This window comes from Kribbella aluminosa (genome assembly GCF_017876295.1).
GTDB lineage: Bacteria > Actinomycetota > Actinomycetes > Propionibacteriales > Kribbellaceae > Kribbella > Kribbella aluminosa.
In genome coordinates, this window is the sequence record NZ_JAGINT010000001.1 from 1,079,130 (window position 1) to 1,099,814 (window position 20,685).

Below are 20,685 nucleotides of genomic sequence, written 5' to 3' on the forward strand. Positions count from 1 at the left end.
GAGCCATGATCAAGGAATTCAGCATCGACATCCCGCAGAGCACGCTCGACGACCTCGCCGCCAAGCTGGCGAGCACCCGCTTCCCCGCCGCGCTGCCGGGCGACGACTGGACCACCGGCGTCCCGGTGTCCTGGCTCTCGTCGCTCGCCGAGTACTGGCGCACCTCGTACGACTGGCGCGCGGCGGAGAAGGAGCTGAACGCGTACCCGCAGTTCACCACCGAGATCGACGGGCAGCGGATCCACTTCATCCACGTCCGCTCGGCGGAGCCGGACGCGCTGCCGCTGCTGCTCACGCACGGCTGGCCGGGGTCGATCGTCGAGTTCCTGGACCTGATCGGCCCGCTGACCGACCCGGTCGCTTTCGGTGGGCAGGCCGCGGACGCGTTCGACGTGGTGATCCCGGCGCTGCCCGGGTTCGGGTTCTCCGGGCCGACTTCGGACGACAACTGGACTTCTCTGCGGATCGGGCGGGCCTGGGCTTCGCTGATGAGCGAGCTCGGGTACGAGCGGTACGGCGTACAGGGTGGTGACCTCGGCGGGTCGGTGTCGCCCGAGGTGGGGCGGGTCGATCCTTCGCGGGTCGTCGGCGTGCACACGAACGGCGGGACGAACCTGCCGCCGTTGCAGATCTCCGACGAGGAGCTGCAGACGCTGACCCCGCTGGAGCAGGACAAGATGGCGCGGATCGCGCAGTTCATGAACGACGAGTTCGGCTACATCTCGATCCAGTCGACCCGGCCGCAGACGCTCGCGTACGGGCTGGTGGACTCGCCGGTGGCGCAACTGGCCTGGATCATGGACAAGTTCAAGGCCTGGACGTGGCCGGCGGACTCCTTGCCGGAGGCAATCATCAGCAAGGACCGGCTGCTGACCAACGTGATGATGTACTGGCTGACCGGGACCGGCGGGACCGCGGCGTACGTCGGGTATGCGCAGCCGCGCTCGTGGGCGCCGCGGCCGAGCTCCGGCGTACCGACTGCTGTGCTCGCGACCGCGCACGACGTGGCGATCCGCCGGTACTGCGAGGCCTCGAACAACATCACCCGCTGGACGGACCTCGACCACGGCGGCCACTTCGCAGCGCTCGAGGTGCCGGACGTGCTGGTTGCCGACGTACGGGAGTTCTTCCGCGACCTGCGGTGAACCCGGGCCTTGCAGCGGATTCTCAGCTGATTCATTGGTTGGGCCGATGGAGTTCTCAGTCTGGCGCGGTCTACTCGTAACAGAGGGAATTGGGCCGAGGAGGGCGACAGCAATGAACGAGAGCGCTGGACCGGGACCGTACAACGGTGGGCAGGGGCCGTACGGCGGGCAGGGCCACGGCAACCAGCAGTATCCGCAGGAGCCGCAGCCGGCGCCGCAGTACCAGCAGGGCGTGCAAGGCCCGCAGTACCAGCAGTCGCAGCAGTACCAGCAGGCTCAGCAGCACCAAGCGGGGCCGTACGGGCCGCCGTGGCCGAACGGGCCGCAGTACCCGTTCGGTCCGCAGCAGCAGCCGCCGAAGAAGCACCGGCGCCGGCTGCTCGGTGCGGGGGCACTCGGGCTGGCCGCGGTACTCGTGGCCGGCTCGGTTGCCTGGGGCATCGACCACCGGGCGGACGCGAACGACACGCAGCTGTCGCAGAAGGCGTTCGACGCCTCGTCCGTCGCGGCCGGCGTGTCGCCGGGGCTGGTCGACGTGAACACCGTGCTCGGGTACCAGAACGCGCGGGCGGCCGGCACCGGGATCGTGCTCACGTCCGACGGTGAGGTGATCACCAACCACCACGTGGTCCAGGGCGCGACGTCGATCACGGTCACCGACATCGGCAACGGGAAGACGTACACCGCGAGTGTCGTCGGGTACGACGAGGCGCACGACATCGCCGTACTGAAGCTGAAGGACGCGTCCGGGCTGCAGACCGCGAAGACCGGGAACTCCGACCAGGTGAAGCTCGGCGACCAGGTGGTCGGCGTCGGGAACGCGGGCGGCACCGGCGGTACGCCGAGCTACGCGGCCGGGAAGGTGACCGGGCTGAACCAGGCGATCACCGCGACCGACGCGAACGGGCAGGACCCGGAGAACCTCACGAACCTGATCGAGACCGACGCGAACATCCAGGCCGGCGACTCCGGCGGCCCGCTGGTGAACGCGAGCGGCCAGGTGGTCGGCGTCGACGTGGCCGGCAACGGCGGCAGCAACGGCGGACAGGGGAGTCCCGGGCAGAGCTCGGCGTCCACCGCGCAGGCCGCGACCGCGACGCTGGCGGCGTGGGGCGGCGGGAACGGGTACGGCAATGGCTACGGCAACGGGAACGGTGACGGCACCGGCTTCCCATTCGGAAACGGCAACGGCTCCGGAAACGGCTCCGGGAACGGGAACGGGTACGGCTCGGGGAGCGGAAACGGCTCGGGCAACGGGTCCGGGAACGGCTCGGGCAACGGGTCCGGGAACGGCAACGGGAACGGAAACGGGTCCGGCAGCGGGTCGGGGACGACCACCGAGGGGTACGCGATCCCGATCAACCAGGCGCTCGACATCGCCAAGCAGATCGAGAACGGCAAATCCTCGACGTCGGTGCACATCGGCGACTCGGCGATGCTCGGTGTCTCGGTCGTGACCAGCACCGGTACCAGCGGCGCGGTCGTCGGCGACGTACTGGCGAACGGCCACGCGGACGAGGCCGGCATCACCGCCGGCGACGTGATCACCTCGTTCGCCGGTCACACCGTGACGTCGCCCGACACCCTCTCCACCCTCCTCAACCAGCAGCACCCCGGCGACAAGGTAGAGGTCGGCTGGACCGACCAAACCGGCCAACCCCACAAGGCCACCATCCAGCTGATCAACGGCCCGGTCCGCTAACCGGAGCACCCCCCTCGCTCCCCGGCGGACCGCCCCGATCGGACCCGCGCGCTCCCCCTCCCCCTCGGAGCGCCGGGTCCGATCACTTTGTCCCCGCCGAATCGTGGATTCCGGTCGTCGAATCGCCCCAAATCGCGCCAAAATCCACGACTCGGCAACCGGACCACGAGCCATTCACCACGACTCGGCGATCACCCGAGGAAGGCGAGGAAGCTCGGGTGGACAGGCGACCACCCGAGCCCACGAGCGCGGGCGTTACCCGCACCACGAGCCCACCCAGCACGGGCGTAGGCGGTGCTGGCCCCGAGGGTTTGCCCGGGGTGGGTGGTGGTGCCGAAGGCCTGCCCGGGGTGGGTGTGGGTGTTGGTGGTGCTGGGGGTCTGCCGGGGGTGGGTGGTGGTGCCGAACGTCTGCCCGGGGTGGGTGTTGGTGGGGGCGATGGCCTGCCTGGGGTGGGTGGGCTGGGGTGGGGGAGTGTTGAGTGACTTGGTGAAGATGGGGGACCAGGTGGAGGCGGGGACGGGATTGTCGTCGACGATGTTTACCGGGCCTGAGGGCCAGGTCAGGGCGGCTGTGGCGGCTTCGGCGGCGTCGTCGACGTGTAGGAAGCTGGTGATGTCCGGGCCCGTGGGGAGCCGGCTGTTCGCCATCAGCCCGCCTTTCGCGTACCAGGTTCCAGGCCCATAGAGCATCCCGTACCGGAGCACGACCCACTCGGGTGCCTCCGCCGTGATCGCCTCCAGCGTGGCAACCGCCTCGACCGTCGTACGTCGAGCCTCGTCCGCGGAGTGCAGGTCGAGCGGCGTGGACTCGTCGGCCGGTGCGGAGCCGGGCTCGTACGCCCACGCGATGCTCTGCGAGATCACCCGCCGTACGCCGGCCGCCAGCGCGGCATCCACCAGGTTGCGAGTCCCCTCCCGGCGGATCCGGTCGTTCGCGGCGAAGTCCCGCGCCCCCAGATCCGTCAACTGATGCATCACCACCTCCGGCCGCGCCACCGCAACCAGTCTGTGCAACTGTTCGCGGTCGTACACATCGCCGACGACGCGCGTCACGCTGCCGCCCGCCGAGCCCCCGACGGGTCCGGCCTCCCCGGGTCTGGCGCCCCCGGGTCTGGCGCCCCCGGGTCTGGCGCCCCTGGGTCCGCTGTCGTCGGGTCCGGCGTCCCCGGGGCCGGCGCCAGCGTCCGCGGGGGCCGCGGCCCGGCGGCTGAGAGTGGTGAGTTGGTGGCCCTCGGCAACGAGTAGCGGGCCGAGTCGGCGGCCGATCACCCCGGACGCGCCGGCGACGAAGATCCTCATAGCCACCACCGTAGGTAAGCGGCGGCCCGGCCTCCTGGTCCAATTGGTGAGCGGTTGTTCGGTCCATTTCCGGTCCGGTGAACAAGCGTTTACGATGCCTGAGTAAACAGCCGTTCACCCCTGTGAGGATCCGCGTGCCTGCCCGTCCCCGCCTGATCCTGTCCGCGCTCGCGTTCTGTGGCGTGCTGGTCTCGGTCAGTCAGACCATCGTCGTTCCACTGCTCCCCGCACTACCCGCGATCACCCACAGCCCGGCGTCCGACGTCAGCTGGCTGATCACCGTCACGCTGCTGACCGGCGCGGTCTTCACCCCGCTGCTCGGGCGGGCGGGCGACATGTACGGCAAACGGCGCGTGCTGCTGATCGCGCTGTCCTCGATGATCATCGGCTCGCTGCTCTGCGCGACCAGTTCGAACCTGACCGTGCTGATCGTCGGCCGCGCGTTCCAGGGCGCCGCGGTCGCCGTCGTACCGCTGGGGATCAGCATCCTCCGCGACGAACTCCCGCCGCGCCGGGTGATCCCGGCGATCGCGATCATGAGCTCGACACTCGGTATCGGCGCCGCGTTCGGCATCCCGGCCGCGACGCTCGTGGTCGAGTACGCGAACTGGCACACGATGTTCTGGATCAACCTCGGTCTCGGCGTGCTCGACATCGTCCTGGTGCTCCTGATCGTCCCGGAGTCGGCCGTCCGGAGCAGCGGGCGCTTCGACGTCCTCGGGGCGCTCGGGCTGAGTGTGTTCCTGGTATGTCTGTTGCTGGCGGTGTCGAAGAGCAGTTCGTGGAGTACGTCGACCCTCGTCGGTCTGTACTCCGTTGCGGTGTTGCTGGTGCCGCTCTGGAGCTGGCACGAGTTGCGCGCCAACAGCCCGCTCGTCGATCTGCGGGTGTCCGTGCGCCCTGCCGTGCTGTTCACGAACCTCAGTGCGTTGCTGATCGGGTTCGCGTTCTATGCCAACTCGCTGTCGACCGCGCAGTTGGTGCAGGAGCCGACGTGGACCGGCTACGGGTTGGGCGAATCCATCGTGGTCAGTGGGCTGTGCCTGCTGCCCGGCGGTGTTGCGATGGTGTTGTTGTCGCCCGTTTCCGCTCGGATCTCGACGGTGAAGGGGCCTCGGTTCACTCTCGGGATCGCGTCCGTGATCATGGCGGCGGGGTACCTGGTGCGGCTGTTCACCAGCGGCAGTGTCGCGGGGATCGTGGTCGGCGCGACCGTGGTCAGCGCGGGGACGGCCGTGGCGTACTCGGCACTTCCGGCGCTGATCATGCATGCTGTGCCGGTGACCGAAACCGCCGCGGCGAACGGCCTGAACACGCTGATGCGCACGATCGGGCAGGCGATCTGCAGCACGATCGTAGCGACCGTGCTGGCAGGAGTCACGATCTCCCAGGCGGGAAAGCTCGCGCCCGCGCTGTCGGCGTACCTGATCGTGTTCGTGATCGCCGGGATCGCGGCCGCGGTCGCCGCCGGGCTGGTGCTGCTGATCCCGGTACGTCGCCCCGCGCCGGCGTACGAGGTGACGACGCCGTGACCGATCCGGGCCGGACCGCGATCCTCCGGGCCGCCCGGAGGGCCTTCGCGCGGGAGTCGTACGACGCGGTCACGCTGCGCGGGGTCGCCGCCGACGCGGGGGTCAGCGCCGCCCTGATCGTCAAGCACTACGGCAGCAAGGAAGCGCTCTTCGAGAAGGTCGCCGACTTCAGTGAGGCGGCCCAACTGCTGCTCGCCGCCCCGAACGAGCGGCTCGGTGCGCACGCCGTCCGGACCCTGGTCGAGTACCGCCGGGACAACGACGCGGACCTGCTGGTCCGGGTGGTGTTCGCGGCCGGCAAGGGCGACGAGCGGGCGCAGATCCGCGAGCACTTCCGCGACCAGGTCACCCGTGCCTTCGCGGCCCGGCTGACCGGGCCGGACGCCGCATTGCGGGCCGCTCTGATCACCGGACAGCTGCTCGGTCTCGGCGCCGCGATCGCGATCGACAGGACCGGGCCGATCGCCGGAGCCGACCCGGAAACGGTAGTCGCGTTGTACGCTCCGGCCATCCAGGCGCTCATCCACTGATTGAACAGTCGTCCTACAATGTGGACGACGGGCTTGGCGCGAGGTGTGACGCCACTAACATGGAGCATCCAGGCCGAGAGGCGCTGCAACGGACCCAGGTCCGCCACGCTCGACCTGGTGCACCGACTGCAAGGGCGCCTCCGGAGAGTTCTTCTGGAGGGGTTGGCAGATGAGTGAAGGCGCGTTGCGCGAGCTGCTGGATCGGCGGATCGTCGTGCTCGACGGTGCCTGGGGCACGATGCTGCAGAACGCGAAGCTGACGCCCGCGGACTACCAGCCCGACCGCTACGCGGACGACACTCACGACGTCACCGGCGACCCGGACCTCGTCAACCTGACCCGGCCGGACGTGATCCTCGACGTCCACCGGCAGTACCTGGCGGCCGGCGCGGACGTCACCACCACGAACACGTTCACCGCGTCCCGGATCGGCCAGGCCGACTACGGCCTGCAGGAGCACGTGCGCGAGATGAACCTCGCCGGTGCCCGGCTCGCCCGGCAGGCGGCCGACGAGTTCGCCACCCCGGACAGCCCGAAGTTCGTGGCCGGCTCGATCGGCCCGCTGAACGTCACGCTGTCGCTGAGCCCGCGCGTCGAGGATCCGGCGTACCGTGCGGTGACCTTCGAACAGGTCAAGGCCACCTACGCCGAGCAGATCGCCGCGCTCGCCGAGGGTGGCGTCGACCTGCTGCTGATCGAGACGATCTTCGACACCCTGAACGCGAAGGCGGCCGTCGCCGCGGCCCGGGAGGTCGCGCCGCAGTTGCCGCTGTGGATCTCGGTGACGATCGTCGACCTGAGCGGTCGCACGCTGTCCGGCCAGACCGTCGAGGCGTTCTGGAGTTCGGTCGAGCACGCGAACCCGCTGGTCGTCGGCGTGAACTGTTCGCTCGGCGCCGCCGAGATGCGCCCGCACGTCGCCGACCTCGCCCGGTTCGCCGGTACGTACGTCGCCTCGCACCCGAACGCCGGCCTCCCGAACGCCTTCGGTGGGTACGACGAGACGCCCGCGGAGACGGCCGCGATGCTGGAGGAGTTCGCGCAGTCCGGGCTGGTGAACATCGTCGGCGGCTGCTGCGGTACGACGCCCGCGCACATCGAGCAGATCGCGCAGGCGGTCCAGAACCTGAAGCCGCGCACCGTCGTACCGACCGATCACACCTCCCGGTTCTCGGGCCTCGAGCCGTTCAGGATCGCGCCGGACACCGGGTTCGTGATGATCGGCGAGCGGACCAACGTCACCGGGTCGGCGAGGTTCCGGCGGCTGATCGAGGGCGACGACCACCAGGCCGCGGTCGACGTGGCGCTCGAGCAGGTGCGCGGCGGCGCGAACCTGCTGGACGTCAACATGGACGCCGACCTGCTGGACAGCGAGCAGGCGATGACCACGTTCCTGAACCTGATCGCGACCGAGCCCGAGGTGGCCCGGATCCCGATCATGATCGACAGCTCCAAGTGGTCGGTGCTGGAGACCGGGCTGAAACACGTGCAGGGCAAGGGCGTGGTGAACTCGATCAGCCTGAAGGAAGGCGAGGAACAGTTCCTCGAGCACGCGCGGACGATCCGTGACTACGGCGCCGGTGCGGTGGTGATGGCGTTCGACGAGCAGGGGCAGGCGGACACCGTCGACCGCAAGGTGCAGATCTGTGGTCGTGCGTACGACCTGCTGACCGGGATCGGCTTCCCGGCCGAGGACATCATCTTCGACCCGAACGTCCTCGCCGTCGCCACCGGCATGTCCGAGCACAACGGGTACGCGAAGAACTTCATCGACGCTTTGCCGTTGATCAAGGACCGGTGCCCCGGCGTCCACATCAGCGGCGGGATCTCGAACCTGTCGTTCTCGTTCCGCGGCAACGACATCGTCCGCGAGGCGATGCACTCGGCGTTCCTGTACCACGCGGGCAAGGTCGGCCTGGACATGGGAATCGTGAACGCCGGGCAGCTCGCGGTGTACGAGGACATCCCGAAGGACCTGCTGGAGCTGGTCGAGGACGTGATCTTCGACCGTCGCGACGACGCCACCGACCGGCTGGTCGCGTTCGCCGAGAACGTGAAGGGCAAGGGCAAGCAGCGCGAGCTCGACCTGACCTGGCGCGAGGGCTCGGTCGAGGAGCGGCTCTCGCACGCGCTCGTGCACGGCATCGTCGACTACATCGAGGCCGACACCGAGGAGGCGCGGCAGAAGTTGCCGCGGCCGCTGGAGGTGATCGAGGGGCCGTTGATGGACGGTATGAAGGTGGTCGGCGACCTGTTCGGGGCCGGCAAGATGTTCCTGCCGCAGGTGGTGAAGAGCGCGCGGGTGATGAAGCGCTCGGTCGCGTACCTCGAGCCGTTCATGGAGGAGGAGAAGGAGCAGGCGCGCCGCGAAGGCCGTGCGGAGCAGGTCCGCGGGCAGGGCAAGGTGGTGCTCGCGACCGTGAAGGGCGACGTCCACGACATCGGCAAGAACATCGTCGGCGTGGTGCTCGGCTGCAACAACTACGAGGTCATCGACCTCGGCGTCATGGTGCCGGCGGCAAGGATCCTGGACACCGCGGTCGCCGAAGGTGCGGACGCGGTCGGTCTGTCCGGGTTGATCACGCCGTCGCTGGACGAGATGGTGTCGGTGGCGTCCGAGATGCAGCGCCGCGGGCTGAAGCTGCCGTTGCTGATCGGCGGTGCGACCACGTCCAAGCAGCACACCGCGGTCCGGATCGCCCCGGCGTACGAGAACACCACCGTGCACGTGCTGGACGCGTCCCGGGTGGTGGGTGTGGTGTCAGACCTGCTCGACGACGACCGTGCCGAACAGCTTGCCAAGAGCAACAGTATCGAGCAGGACCGGCTCCGCGAGCAGTACGCGAACAAACAGCGCGCACCGATGCTGACGCTGAACGAGGCGCGCGCGAACCGCGAGCCGGTGGAGTACGGCGAGCTGCCGGTGCCGGCGTTCACCGGGCTCAAGCGTGTTTCACCAAGCATCGAGACACTGCGCGAGATGGTCGACTGGCAGTTCCTGTTCCTGGCCTGGGAGCTGAAGGGGAAGTACCCCGCGATCCTCGAGCACCCGGTCGCGCGGGAGCTGTTCGACGACGCGAACATCTTGCTGGACGAGATCATCGCCGACGGGTCGTTCACCGCCGAGGGGGCGTACGGGTTCTGGCCGGCGCACAGTTCCGGGGACGACATCCTGCTGGACGGGACGGAGGTGTCGTTCCCGATGCTTCGGCAGCAGACCGAGAAGCCGGCCGGCCGGCACAACCGCTGCCTCGCCGACTACATCGCACCGTCGGGTGACCATCTCGGCGGATTCGGCGTCGCGATCCACGGCGCCCAGAAGCTGGCGAAGTCGTACGAGGAACGCAACGACGACTACCGGGCGATCATGGTGAAGGCGCTCGCCGACCGGTTGGCGGAGGCGTTCGCGGAGTGGATCCACCTGGAGGCGCGGCGGGCCTGGTTCGAGCCCGACGTACAGCCGGTGCTGGCGGACCTGCACGCGGAGCGGTTCCGCGGCATCCGGCCGGCCCTCGGGTACCCGGCGAGCCCGGACCACACCGAGAAGAAGGAGTTGTTCGACCTGCTCGAGGCGGAGGAGATCGGGCTCGGGCTGACCGAGTCGTACGCGATGACGCCGGCCGCAGCGGTCAGCGGGCTGATCTTCGCGCACCCGGCGGCGCGCTACTTCAGTGTCGGCCGCCTCGGTCGTGACCAGATCGAAGACTACGCAGTACGGCGCGGACTCCCGACGGACGAGGTTGAGCGCTGGCTTCGTCCGAACCTGGCGTACGACCCGGAGTAGGCGATCGGAGGGCCGGGTCCTTGGCCAGCTCGGCCGCACGGTCGTCGAAGGGTCCGGTCCGCCCGTCGGTGGTCGTACGGACGGCCGCTGCCAGCTTCCGCGTCGCGACGGTCGCCGGCGATTCCGGCGTACCGCTTCCGGGGTTGCGGGCGTCGACCGCGGACTTGAACTGCGTACGGAGCCGGTGGCCGAGGTGCATCCGTTCGTCGCGGGACAGCTTGTCGCCGCCGGGCAGCTTGGCGACCAGTGTGGCCCAGCGATCATCGGGCTTCATCCTGATCAGGTCGTCACAGGTATCGACGAAGTCGCCGGACGACGGCTCCTGGCCGTTCTGGCCGGCGATCTCCGTCAGCACGTCGCGGGTGGCATCGGCCGCCGGACCGCGGCCGGCGTAGTCGAAGTGCGGCGCCGGGACGTCGTCGGCGGACATCAGGCCTGCGGAATCGCTGTTCTGCCAGACGTACTGCAGTCGTTCCTGCGTCCAGACATCGGCCAGGCCTCCGTTGAGGTCGGCGTCCGCCTGGCCGACCGGGTGCATGTCGGCCAGCGGAGTCAGCAGTCCGGTCGCCTGGGACGTCACGTATCCGGTCGCCTCGACCAGGGTGTCCCAGCGTTCCTGCCGTTGCTCCGCGGTCCCTTGCTCCGCGGCCTGCTGCACCGCGTCGACGTGCTCGCGGAGCATGAACAGGTAGTACTGCAAGCCGTTGATCCCGGACTCGGACGTCGTCACGCTCGGCATCCGGTCCGTCTCGATGACCATGATCGAGCCGTCCCAGCGGGTGTTGGCGCGGTCGGGCCCGGCGATGTCGACGATCGACTCCGCCCACCTGCTCGCTGACGAACTGTCGGGAAGCAGCTCGGCCATGGTTCTCCTGCCCGATCTCACGGCGTAACGGCACCGGGCGGTACCACGCCAAGCCTAGGAGCGGGAGAGGGCCATTAGGCTGACGGCATGACTGTCAGGCCTGCGGTCCACGCTGACGCCTCCCTAGTGACGGGGCAGGACGCCGTACAGCAAGGTCCGCAGTCCGGCCGAGAGTGACGGCTCGAAGGCCATCCGGATCGCTTCCAGTGACGGATCGGCCTCGTAGGCGGCGAGGATGGCAGGGACGGGGTGGGAGTGACTCCAGATCGCACCGGCGAGCAGGCTGCCGGTGGCGATGAACTGGCCCGCCCCGTCCGTGCCCAGCTCCGGCATGACCGCGGCCACCGCTGCGATCATCCGCTCGTAACTGGCTGCCGCGGTGCGCTTGAACGCCAGCGCCGTCTCGGTGGTGATGTTCCGCTCCAGCACCGCCGCCTGCGCACTGATCAGGTCGCAGAGCACCGGCCGCTTCGTCAGCGTGCCGACGACGGCGGTGATCAGCTGCTCGGCGCGCTCGACCACCGGCAGCTCGGGTGACACGCCCCCGAGCGCCGCGGCCAGTTCCTCCACCCAGGCGGTGAGCTCGTTGCTCGTCAGCTCGAGCAGGACGGCCTCGCGGGAGTCGAAGTAGTTCAGCACGTTCGACTTCGCCAGGCCGACGCGCCGGCTCAGCTCGTTCAGGCTGAGGTCCGCGACCGGCATCTCGGTCAGCATCGCGGTCGCGGTGGCGAGGATCGCCCGCCGCCGCTCGGCCCGCTGCTCGGCGCTCCGGGCGCGCTGGAAGTTCATGTCGCACATTCTACAGACCGACGGTCTGTTGTTATCGGACCGCTGGTCTGATAGCGTCGAAGCCATAACAGACCATCAGTCTCTTATGGAGCGTGCAACATGTACGACGTCCCCGACCAGACCGGCAAACTCGCTGTCGTGACCGGCGCCAACAGCGGTACCGGCAAGGAAGCCGCCAAGCGCCTCGCCGCCGCCGGAGCCCGGGTGGTGATGGCGGTCCGCACCCCGGCCAAGGGCGAGGCGGCACGCGCCGAGATCCTCGCCGAGCACCCCGGCGCCCAGCTCGAGATCCGCCGGATCGACCTCGCCGACCTCGCGTCGGTGCAGGAGTTCGCCGAGCAGCTCGCCGCCGACGAGCAGCACCTGGACCTGCTGGTGAACAACGCCGGCGTGATGACCCCGCCGGCCCGGATCGGCACCAAGGACGGCTTCGAGCTGCAGTTCGGGTCGAACTACCTCGGCCCGTTCGCGCTCACGGTCCGGCTGCTGCCGCTGATCCTGGCCGCTCCGGCGCCGCGGATCGCCACCATGTCGAGCGGCGCGGCGTACCTGGGGAAGATCGACTTCGCCGACCTCCAGTGGCAGGCCCGGCGGTACCGCCGGACCGCATCGTACGCGCAGTCCAAGCTCGCCGACCTGATGCTCAGCAACCACCTCGCGAAGCTGTCGGCCGAGCGCGGATGGGGCCTGGTCAGCGTCGCGGCACATCCCGGCTACACCCGCACCAACCTGCAGACCGCCGGTGCCGCCCTCGGCCGCGAGCGCCCGTCGGCGCTGAACCGGCTGATGATGAGCTACAACCCGCTGCCCAAGCAGGACGTGCAGACCGGCACCGAGCCGCTGCTCTTCGCGGCCGCCGACCCCGCGGCCAAGTCGGGGGAGTACTACGGCCCCGACGGCCTCTTCGGACTGGTCGGCAAGACCACGCTGGTCCGCAACCCGAAGACCGCCACCGACCCGGCCACCAACGCCCGCCTGTGGCAGGTCTCCGAGACCCTGACGGGAGTCGCGTTGCCCTCTATGCTGCGGAAGTGAGCGAGTGGTCCAGTGGGGGAATCTACGAGTCGTACGTCGGCCGGTGGAGCCGTCTCGTCGCAGCCGAGTTCATCGGCTGGCTGAAGCAGCCGCCGGGGCAGCGCTGGCTGGACGTCGGCTGCGGTACCGGCGCGCTGACCAGCACGATCCTCGGTACGGCGGATCCGGCGGCGGTGCTCGGCGTCGACCCGTCGGAGGGGTTCGTCGAGTACGCGCGGCAGACCGTCGACGATCCGCGGGTCGCGTTCGAGGTGCGGTCCGCGGCTGAGCTGCCGGACGGCCCGTACGACGTGGTGGTCGCCGGGCTGGTGCTGAACTTCGTACCGAAACGGGTCGAGGCGCTGCGCCGGATGCGCGACATCGGTACGACGGTCGCGGTCTACGTCTGGGACTACGCGGGCGGGATGCAGCTGATGCGGTACTTCTTCGACGCGATGGTCGAGGTCCGTCCGCAGGACCGTGAGGCCGACGAGGGGCGCCGGTTCGGGTTCTGTACGGCGGAGGGGCTCGAGCGGCTGTTCGGGGAGGCCGGGTTCGCGGAGGTGCGGACCCGGGAGATCGTCGTACCGACGGTGTTCGAGTCGTTCGACGACTACTGGCAGCCGTTCCTCGGCGGGCAGGGCGTCGCGCCGGCGTACCTCCGGGGTCTGGACGTCGCGGACCAGGAGGCGTTGCGGGACGCCGTACGGGAGCGGTTGCCGATCGGTGCGGACGGGTCGATCAGGCTGACGGCGCGGGCGTGGGCGGCCGTGGGTTGAGGTAGCCGGCATGTCAAAACCCGGCGCTCCGCTCCGTCTTGTTGGTGAGAGGAGAGCGCCGATGAAGTTCCTACTGATCCTGCAGGGTGCCGGTGACCCGCGGCTGCCGCGCGACGAGTTCGAGCGGGCCGCCGGCGACGCCGGAGAGCTGGTGTCCGGCGAACTGCTCGCAGATCCACAGCTGTCCGTCCAATTGCCGGCCGGCAAACCCTCCCGCATCGACGGGTACTACGTGGTCGACGTCGAGGACCGCGACCGCGCCGTCGAACTCGCCCGCCTGCTACCGGACGCGCGAGCCCGCGACCGCTCCGTCGAGATCCGCGCGCTGATGCATCCGGCAGCTGCTGATCTGTAGGCCCTGTCTGGTGGTCCAGCGCCTACTGCGGGGCGCTGGACCACCAGACAGGACCTAGACCCAATACCGTTCAGTTAAGATCACAGTGGTGTAGTTTGGGGGCATGCCACGTGGTGGATGGAAGAAGCCGGAGACCGGGCGGCGTCTGTCGGATCTGGTCTCTGTCGGTGTGCTGACGCGGGTGTTCCCGCCGGCGCTGGTCGATGAGGTGATCGCCGAGGTCGGCCGGACCGAGCAGCGGCATCGTTCGCTGCCTGCGCGGGTGATGGCCTATTTCTCGATCGGGATGGCGCTGTATTCCGAGGGTTCCTACGAGGACGTGCTCGCGCAGTTGACCGATGGGCTGTCGTGGGTATCGGGCTGGACCGAGACCTTTAGCCCGCCGAGCAAGTCCGCGATCTTCCAGGCCCGGGCGCGGTTGGGTGCTGAGCCGTTGGCGGCGCTTTTCGAGCGGGTCGCCAGACCGGTCGGGACGGACACGACGCCGGGGGTGTGGCTGGCCGGGCGGCGTCTGGTCGCGATCGACGGGATGTGTCTGGACGTCGCTGACACGCGCGCCAATCACGAGCACTTCGGCCGTCCGGGGGTCGACAAGGGCGAGCGGGCGGCGTTCCCTCAGGCCCGGGTGGTCGCGTTGGCCGAGTGCGGCACCCACGCGGTCTTCGCAGCCGAGATCGGCACCTACCCCGAGTCCGAGGCCGCTTTGGCCGAACGGCTCCTGGACAGGCTGGTGCCGGGGATGGTGCTGACCGCCGACCGCGGCTTCTTCTCCTACGCCTTGTGGCGCAAGGCGATCGCGGCCGGCGCCGACCTGTTGTGGCGGATCCGCACCGACAAGGCCGGACCCAAGCCGATCCACGTTGAGGATCTTCCCGACGGCTCCTGGCTGGCCCACCTGCGTCAGTCGCACACTGCCGCGGCGCGGCGCGAGGAGCCGATGCTGGTCCGGGTCATCGATTACACCATCGATGACGGCCGGGACAACCCCACCGCCTACAGGCTCTTCACCACCATGCTCGACCCCGACGAGGTGAGTGCGACCGATCTCGCCGCGGCGTATGCCCAGCGGTGGGAGATCGAGCTGACCTTCGATGAACTGAAGACCCATCAGCGCGGACCACGCACCGTGCTGCGCAGCAAGTCGCCCGACCTGGTCCTCCAAGAGATCTGGGGCCACCTGTGCTGTCACTACGCGATCCGCTCCCTGATGGCCGAGGCCGCAACCCATGCCGGGCACGATCCGGACCGGGTCAGTTTCGTTGCCGCGCTCAGGATCACCCGCCAGACCCTCGCCCACCCGGGCGCATTTTCCCCCTGACCAGCACGGCCGCGACAGCCCCGGCTGGCCGGACTTCCTGCGCCGCCTAATCCGCCGGCTCAACCCCACCCGACGACGACGCTCCGCGCCCCGCGTCATCAAACGCAAATACGTCAAATGGCACGTCAAACGCGCCCACCACATCAACTGGCCGCAACCACAACAACCACCGAACTACGCCGTGATGCCACACTAACTGAACGGTATTGGACCTAGACCACGTCGAACCACAAGCTGGTCGCCAGCGGGGTTTCGGTGACGCTCCTGCGTTCCAGGCGGACGGTGCGACCACCCGGGTGTTCGAACAGCCGGGTGCCGTCGCCGAGCATCACGGGAGCGTAGAGCACGAGGACCTCGTCCAGTTCGCCCGCTTCGATGCACTGCTTGGCGATGCTCGCGCCCATAACGTTGACGTACTTGTCCCCGGCCGCGTCCTTGGCCGCGGCGAGCGCCTTCGCGAAGTCGTCGACGTACGTCACGCCGGGCCGCGCGTCGGCCGGCGGGCGGTGGGTGACGACGTACTCCGGTCCGCTGAAGCCGCCACCGAACGCCTCACCCTCGTTCGGCTCGCCCTTGTACGGGTCGTCGCCGTCGTGCGTCCGGCGGCCGACCAGGATCGCGCCGATCCGCGGCACCAGCTCGTCGACCTCCGGGTTCGGGCCGAGGTACGGGCGCATCCACCGCATGTCGCCGCCCGGGCCGGTGATGAAGCCGTCCACCGACAGCGTCACGGAGTACAGCACCTTCGCCATGGTCGTTCCTCTCGTTCGGGATGTGCTGTTGAGACGAGCGACGACCGGAAAACTCATCGCAATCCGCTGCACACCGGTCCATCATGAGGACTTGATGACATCTCAGGCGCTCTGGACCGAAGTCGCGTGTGACGAGTCGGGGTTCTCCGGAACCAACCTGCTCGATCCCGCCTCGCCCGTCATCACCCACGCCAGCGTCGACCTCGACGTCTCCGCGGCCGCCGACGTGATCGCCGTACTGCGGACCAGTCTGCGGCGGAGTTCGGAGTACAAGTCCAACCAGCTGCTGCGCCCGGAGCAGCGGCCCGCGCTCGAGTGGTTGCTGACCGCGTTGCGCGGGCATGCGCATGTGCATGCGATCGACAAGACCGCGTACGTCGCCGCGCGCGTGTTCGAGCTGTTCACCGAGGAGCCGACGTACGGCGCGGGCACCAGCCTCGGATCGGACCACTCCGAGGCCGCCGCGGTGCTGCGGCACCGGACGGGGTTCCTCGCGGCGTTCGTCGAACTGACCCGGACGAAGCGGGTGCGGCTGATGGACCACGCGGCGGTCGACCGGTTCTTCGCGACCATGCCGGCCGACGTACCTGCGTTGCGGGCGGTGACCCGGGCCCGGGTCGAGACGGTCATGCAGCGGCTGATCGACGACGACCCGGAGCTCCCGCCGCCGCTGGAGCCGCTGGTCCCGGCGCTCGCCGAGACGGTCCTGTACTGGAGCGCCGGCGGTCGATCGGTTGCCGTGGTGCACGACGAGCAGAGCGCGTTGACACCGGGGCGGGTGGCGCGGGTGGGCGCGTTCCTCGAGTCCTGCGTGCAGCCGGCGCCATTGCGGTCGTTCGTCCAGGTCGACTCGCGGGACGATCCGCGGGTGCAGGTCGCCGACTTCCTGGCCGGCATCGCGCGTCGCCGGAGGCCCGACCTGGTGGAGCTGCTGGAGCCCTACACGGCTTCGTGGGCGCGGATCGGCAGCGACGGCCGGCGGGCCGATTGAGCACGGCGGGGTGAGTGTGACCGGGTGTGAGCTGGAATACATCCAGGCAAAATGTCGAGGGCCTGTCCGCGCCTCCGACGTCCGGGGTGTATCCGCACAACACAGGAGGTTCTGAGATGAAGTACGTGGTTCTGATCCACTCCAACCCGCAGCCGTGGGGACACCCGACGATCGACTTCACCGCGGTCGGCCGCGCGATCCCGGCCGACGAGCGGGCCGCGATGGGCAAGGAGTTCGACGAGCTGCTCACCGAGCTGTCCGCGTCCGGCGAGCTGGTCAGCGGGCTGGCGCTGGACGCGCCGTCGACGTCGCGGACCTACCGCTGGGAGGGCAAGAAGCCGGTCAGCACCGACGGCCCGTACGCCGAGTCGAAGGAGCAGCTCGCCGGGTTCTTCGTCCTGAACTGCGACAGTCGCGCTCGCGCGGAGGAGCTGGCCGCGAAGTTCGCGGGCCCGGGCGACGTGGTCGAGCTGCGTCCGGAGATGGAGTTCTGACCGCTCTTGCGGACAGTTCTGCGCGGATGTGACGTACGACGGATTTTTCGAGTGACGTACGCCGTACCGCCGGCGCGGCCGGTCCCAGTAATCTTGGGGACTTACCGAGAGTCAGGAGTGCGCCGTGACGACTGTCTTGCTGATGGGGCCGCCCGGAGCGGGTAAGGGCACGCACGCGGGCCATCTGGCCGGACATCTCGGCGTACCGGTGATCTCCACCGGCGACCTGTTCCGTCGCAACATCGCGGACGGGACGGACCTCGGCCGCACCGCGCAGCGCTACCTCGACGCCGGGGAGTACGTGCCCGACGAGGTCACCAACGACATGGTCCGCGACCGGCTCGCGGCGCCCGACGCCCGTCCGGGGTTCGTCCTGGACGGGTATCCGCGCACCCTCGACCAGGCCGGCGTCCTGGACGGCATCCTCAGCGGGCAAGGCCGTTCACTGGACGCGGCGGTCGTCCTCACGGTCCCGATCGACGCCCTCGTCGGCCGGCTCCTCAAGCGCGCCGAGATCGAGCACCGCTCGGACGACACCGAAGAGGTGATCCGCCGCCGCTTCGAGGTCTACCACGAGCAGACGGCGCCGCTGCTCGAGTTCTACTCCGCCCGCGGCCTCGACCACGAGGTCGACGCCTCCCCGGACATCGACACGGTCCGCATCCACGTCCGGCAGGTCGCCGTACAGCTCAAGCAGGCTGCATAACCGCTGCCCGTCAGTTGCGCCAGACGGGTGCGACCGACTTGCGGTAGCGGCGGCCGAAGAGGCCGAGGATGACGGTGAGGACCGGCTTCGGGATCGTCCTGGTGATCGCGCTGGATTCGGTTGCGGTCGCGCCGTCGAGGGCCCAGGCGAAGAACGTGCCGCCCTGCGTCGGGCTGACCTTCGCGAACTCGCGGCCCATCGCCTTCAGCTCCGGCGTCCCCTCCCTCTCCAGGTAGACCGGCTCGATCTCCTTCTCCTCGTGGTCGAAGTGCTCGACCGTGACCCGTTGCAGCTCCTGCATCGCGGTATGTGCAGCCGTCGCATCCGCTGCGGTTGCAGAGTTGCTCAGGGCGCCCATCGCCGTACGGGCCGCCGTCAAAGCGGTCGCCATCGTGTCGTGCTCGGCGTCGAGTTGCGCCAGTACCTCCTGGCTCACGCCGACCTTCTGCAGCGCGGGCCAGGCGATCTCGTGCTCGCTCTGGTGGTGCTGGGTGAGCTGGTCGTCGAAGTTCTGCCATGCCGTCGCCAGTTGCGCGGCCCGCCGCCGGTTCCCGGCTGGGAACCGTTCGAGTGCGTTCAGGAAGCGATCGAGATCCCGCCGGACGGCAGCGTGGATCGCCCGGTTCATGCTCATGTCCGCCATGTTCAGGAGTATCCGTCCGGAAACGCCCGCTGCCCAGCGTTCACGGAACAACCTGTGGCTGCCGAGAGTTGTCCCTGGATATGCATGGTGAGTACAAGGTCCCGGGCGGGAAGCTGGTCGTAGCGGATCTGGATGTGCTGGAGGACCGCGTGCGGTCGGCGCAGATCTCCGGGGACTTCTTCCTCGAGCCGGACGACGCGCTGGAGCGGATCAACGGGGCGCTCGCGGGGCTGCAGATCGACACGGCCGCCGCGCAGATCGCGGCGCGGGTGCGCGGTGCACTCGGCGACGGCGTCGAGATGCTCGGGTTCTCACCCGAGGCCGTCGCGGTCGCCGTACGGCGTGCCCTGACCGGGGCGACCGGCTGGCGTGACCACGAGTGGCAGTTCGTGCACGACGTACCGCGGGAGCCGGCGCTGCAGATGGCGCTCGACGAGGTACTGACCGAGCAGGTCGGTTCGGGGGAGCGGCCGCCGACGCTGCGGGTCTGGGAGTGGGCGTCGAACGCGGTCATCATCGGCAGCTTCCAGTCCGTGCGCAACGAGGTCGACCTGGACGGCGCGGACCGGCACGACGTCACCGTGGTACGCCGGATCAGCGGCGGCGGCGCGATGTTCGTCGAGCCCGGGAACACCATCACGTACTCGCTGTACGTGCCGGAATCGCTGGTCTCCGGCCTGTCGTTCGTCGAGTCGTACGCGTTCCTCGACGACTGGGTCATTGGTGCGCTCAACGATCTCGGAATCGCCGCGACGTACCAGCCGATCAACGACATCACCTCGCCGGCCGGGAAGATCGCGGGCGCCGCGCAGAAACGGTTCGCCGGCGGCGCGGTGCTGCACCACGTGACGATGGCGTACGACATGGACGCCTCGAAGATGCTCGACGTACTGCGGATCGGCCGCGAGAAGCTGTCCGACAAGGGCACGACGAGCGCGAACAAGCGCGTCGACCCGCTCCGCAGCCAGACCGGACTCGAGCGGGCGGAGGTGATCTCGCGGATGGTTGGGACGTTCCGGAACCGCTACGGGCTGACGGACGGCGCGATCTCCGGCGACACCGTCGCGCTCGCCGAGGAGCGGGTGGCGGCGAAGTTCGGCACCGAGGAGTGGCTTACCCGCGTGCCGTGATCGGTACGGCGTTACCGCTCACGCGCACGCGCCGGTCGTCCGGGCGGAGCGCGACCGTGATCAGGCTCGGCCGCCCGAGGTCGTCGCCCTGGTGCAGCGTGATCGTCGGCTGATCGCGGCCGAGTTCGCGCAGGTACGCGCCGAACGCGGCCGCCGCGGCACCGGTCGCCGGGTCCTCGACCACACCACCGACCGGGAACGGGTCGCGGACGTGGAAGACGGTCGGCGACTCCTGCCAGACGAGCTGCAGCGTGGTCAGGTCGCGGTCGAGCATGTACGCGGTGAGGCCGTCGAAGTCGTAGTCGAGATCGGCCAGGCGCCGGCGGGTCGCCGTACTCAGCACGAGATGGCGGGCACCGGCGTACGCGATCCGCGGCGGCAAGTCAGGGTTCAGGTCGTCGGGGGACCAGTTGAGCAGGGCGAGCGCGCCGGGGACGTCGTCGGCGTCCTCGACGGACGGCTCGACGCTGGTAAGGGTGGCGCGCAGGTCCGCGTCGACGCTGACCGGGACGAGTCCCGCCTGCGTCGAGAAGACGATCTCGCCCGGGCCATCGCGTTCCGCGAGGGCGACGGCGGTCGCGACGGTCGCATGCCCGCAGAACGGGACCTCGGCCTTGGGGGAGAAGTAACGCACCGGCTGTACGTCGGCCGCCGGCCCGGTGAGGAACGCGGTCTCGGAGTACCCGACATCGGCCGCGATCGACTGCATGGCGGCGTCGTCGAGCTCATGCGCGTCGAGCACCACTCCGGCGGGGTTGCCACCAGCCGGGTCAGAGGTGAAGGCCGCATACCGCAGCACCGTCGTCATAGGGACATCCAATCACCGAGTCCAGTCCAGCTGCGCCTCCGGAATCC

At 69.3% G+C, this 20,685-nt stretch carries 19 protein-coding genes and 1 riboswitch; of the genes, 13 read left to right on the plus strand and 6 right to left on the minus strand.

The window, feature by feature from the left end:
* Window positions 1-5: 5 nt before the first annotated feature.
* Complete coding sequence (locus JOF29_RS05345; protein WP_209693115.1) at window positions 6-1,145, plus strand: epoxide hydrolase family protein; 1,140 nt, start codon at window positions 6-8, stop codon at window positions 1,143-1,145.
* 112 nt (window positions 1,146-1,257) lie between these two features.
* A complete protein-coding gene (locus JOF29_RS05350) occupies window positions 1,258-2,847 on the plus strand; it encodes a S1C family serine protease (protein WP_209693116.1) in 1,590 nt (529 codons plus the stop codon).
* Between the two features lie 191 nt (window positions 2,848-3,038).
* Here the strand turns inward: JOF29_RS05350 and JOF29_RS05355 are convergent, their stop codons facing one another.
* A complete protein-coding gene (locus JOF29_RS05355; protein ID WP_209693117.1) occupies window positions 3,039-4,148 on the minus strand; it encodes an NAD-dependent epimerase/dehydratase family protein in 1,110 nt (369 codons plus the stop codon).
* A gap of 134 nt (window positions 4,149-4,282) precedes the next feature.
* Here JOF29_RS05355 and JOF29_RS05360 point away from each other — a divergent pair, with 134 nt between their 5' ends.
* The 3 genes from JOF29_RS05360 (at window position 4,283) to metH (ending at window position 9,994) form a co-directional block, all read left to right on the plus strand.
* Entirely contained in the window at window positions 4,283-5,680 is a 1,398-nt protein-coding gene (locus tag JOF29_RS05360; RefSeq protein WP_209693118.1) for an MFS transporter, read from the plus strand.
* Window positions 5,677-6,210: a TetR/AcrR family transcriptional regulator gene (locus tag JOF29_RS45165; protein WP_209693119.1), complete on the plus strand. Its 534-nt coding sequence runs from the start codon at window positions 5,677-5,679 to the stop codon at window positions 6,208-6,210. Before JOF29_RS05360 ends, JOF29_RS45165 begins: the two co-directional genes overlap by 4 nt.
* 69 nt (window positions 6,211-6,279) lie before the next feature.
* Window positions 6,280-6,357, plus strand: a riboswitch (S-adenosyl-L-homocysteine riboswitch).
* A gap of 22 nt (window positions 6,358-6,379) precedes the next feature.
* Window positions 6,380-9,994, plus strand: a complete 3,615-nt coding sequence (gene metH, locus JOF29_RS05370) for a methionine synthase (RefSeq protein ID WP_209693120.1) — start codon at window positions 6,380-6,382, stop codon at window positions 9,992-9,994.
* Here the strand turns inward: metH and JOF29_RS05375 are convergent.
* Entirely contained in the window at window positions 9,879-10,859 is a 981-nt protein-coding gene (locus tag JOF29_RS05375; RefSeq protein WP_209693121.1) for a hypothetical protein, read from the minus strand. The genes metH and JOF29_RS05375 overlap by 116 nt on opposite strands.
* A gap of 123 nt (window positions 10,860-10,982) precedes the next feature.
* On the minus strand, window positions 10,983-11,648 hold the full coding sequence (locus JOF29_RS05380; protein WP_209693122.1) for a TetR/AcrR family transcriptional regulator: 666 nt from the start codon (window positions 11,646-11,648) through the stop codon (window positions 10,983-10,985).
* A gap of 99 nt (window positions 11,649-11,747) precedes the next feature.
* Between JOF29_RS05380 and JOF29_RS05385 the strand changes: the two genes are divergently transcribed.
* The 4 genes from JOF29_RS05385 to JOF29_RS05400 all read left to right on the plus strand — a co-directional run bounded on the left by JOF29_RS05385 (window position 11,748) and on the right by JOF29_RS05400 (window position 15,114).
* Window positions 11,748-12,683 carry an SDR family oxidoreductase gene (locus JOF29_RS05385; RefSeq protein ID WP_209693123.1) on the plus strand — a complete coding sequence of 312 codons (936 nt, stop codon included), beginning with the start codon at window positions 11,748-11,750 and terminating at the stop codon, window positions 12,681-12,683.
* Window positions 12,680-13,441: a class I SAM-dependent methyltransferase gene (locus JOF29_RS05390; protein ID WP_209693124.1), complete on the plus strand. Its 762-nt coding sequence runs from the start codon at window positions 12,680-12,682 to the stop codon at window positions 13,439-13,441. Before JOF29_RS05385 ends, JOF29_RS05390 begins: the two co-directional genes overlap by 4 nt.
* A 61-nt stretch (window positions 13,442-13,502) precedes the next feature.
* Window positions 13,503-13,796, plus strand: coding sequence for a YciI family protein (locus JOF29_RS05395; protein ID WP_209693125.1), 294 nt, complete (start codon window positions 13,503-13,505; stop codon window positions 13,794-13,796).
* 103 nt (window positions 13,797-13,899) lie between these two features.
* Entirely contained in the window at window positions 13,900-15,114 is a 1,215-nt protein-coding gene (locus JOF29_RS05400) for an IS4 family transposase (RefSeq protein WP_209693126.1), read from the plus strand.
* A 212-nt stretch (window positions 15,115-15,326) separates the two neighbouring features.
* Here JOF29_RS05400 and JOF29_RS05405 read toward each other — a convergent pair whose 3' ends face one another.
* Entirely contained in the window at window positions 15,327-15,866 is a 540-nt protein-coding gene (locus JOF29_RS05405) for a dihydrofolate reductase family protein (RefSeq protein WP_209693127.1), read from the minus strand.
* Window positions 15,867-15,960: 94 nt separating this feature from the next.
* On the opposite strand from JOF29_RS05405, the gene JOF29_RS05410 reads away from it, so the two are divergent.
* The 3 genes from JOF29_RS05410 to JOF29_RS05420 all read left to right on the plus strand — a co-directional run bounded on the left by JOF29_RS05410 (window position 15,961) and on the right by JOF29_RS05420 (window position 18,057).
* On the plus strand, window positions 15,961-16,857 hold the full coding sequence (locus JOF29_RS05410; protein ID WP_209693128.1) for a DUF3800 domain-containing protein: 897 nt from the start codon (window positions 15,961-15,963) through the stop codon (window positions 16,855-16,857).
* 116 nt (window positions 16,858-16,973) lie between these two features.
* Complete coding sequence (locus JOF29_RS05415) at window positions 16,974-17,351, plus strand: YciI family protein (RefSeq protein WP_209693129.1); 378 nt, start codon at window positions 16,974-16,976, stop codon at window positions 17,349-17,351.
* A gap of 124 nt (window positions 17,352-17,475) precedes the next feature.
* Window positions 17,476-18,057, plus strand: coding sequence for an adenylate kinase (locus tag JOF29_RS05420; RefSeq protein ID WP_307863159.1), 582 nt, complete (start codon window positions 17,476-17,478; stop codon window positions 18,055-18,057).
* A 10-nt stretch (window positions 18,058-18,067) separates the two neighbouring features.
* On the opposite strand, the gene JOF29_RS05425 is transcribed toward JOF29_RS05420, so the two are convergent.
* Window positions 18,068-18,691, minus strand: coding sequence for a hemerythrin domain-containing protein (locus tag JOF29_RS05425; protein ID WP_209693130.1), 624 nt, complete (start codon window positions 18,689-18,691; stop codon window positions 18,068-18,070).
* An 89-nt stretch (window positions 18,692-18,780) separates the two neighbouring features.
* Between JOF29_RS05425 and lplAB the strand changes: the two genes are divergently transcribed.
* Window positions 18,781-19,830 (plus strand): lipoate-protein ligase LplAB, encoded by a 1,050-nt coding sequence (gene lplAB, locus JOF29_RS05430; RefSeq protein WP_209693131.1) that lies wholly within the window; start codon window positions 18,781-18,783, stop codon window positions 19,828-19,830.
* On the opposite strand, the gene JOF29_RS05435 is transcribed toward lplAB, so the two are convergent.
* A complete protein-coding gene (locus JOF29_RS05435; RefSeq protein ID WP_209693132.1) occupies window positions 19,814-20,638 on the minus strand; it encodes a PhzF family phenazine biosynthesis protein in 825 nt (274 codons plus the stop codon). The genes lplAB and JOF29_RS05435 overlap by 17 nt on opposite strands.
* Window positions 20,639-20,685 lie beyond the last annotated feature (47 nt).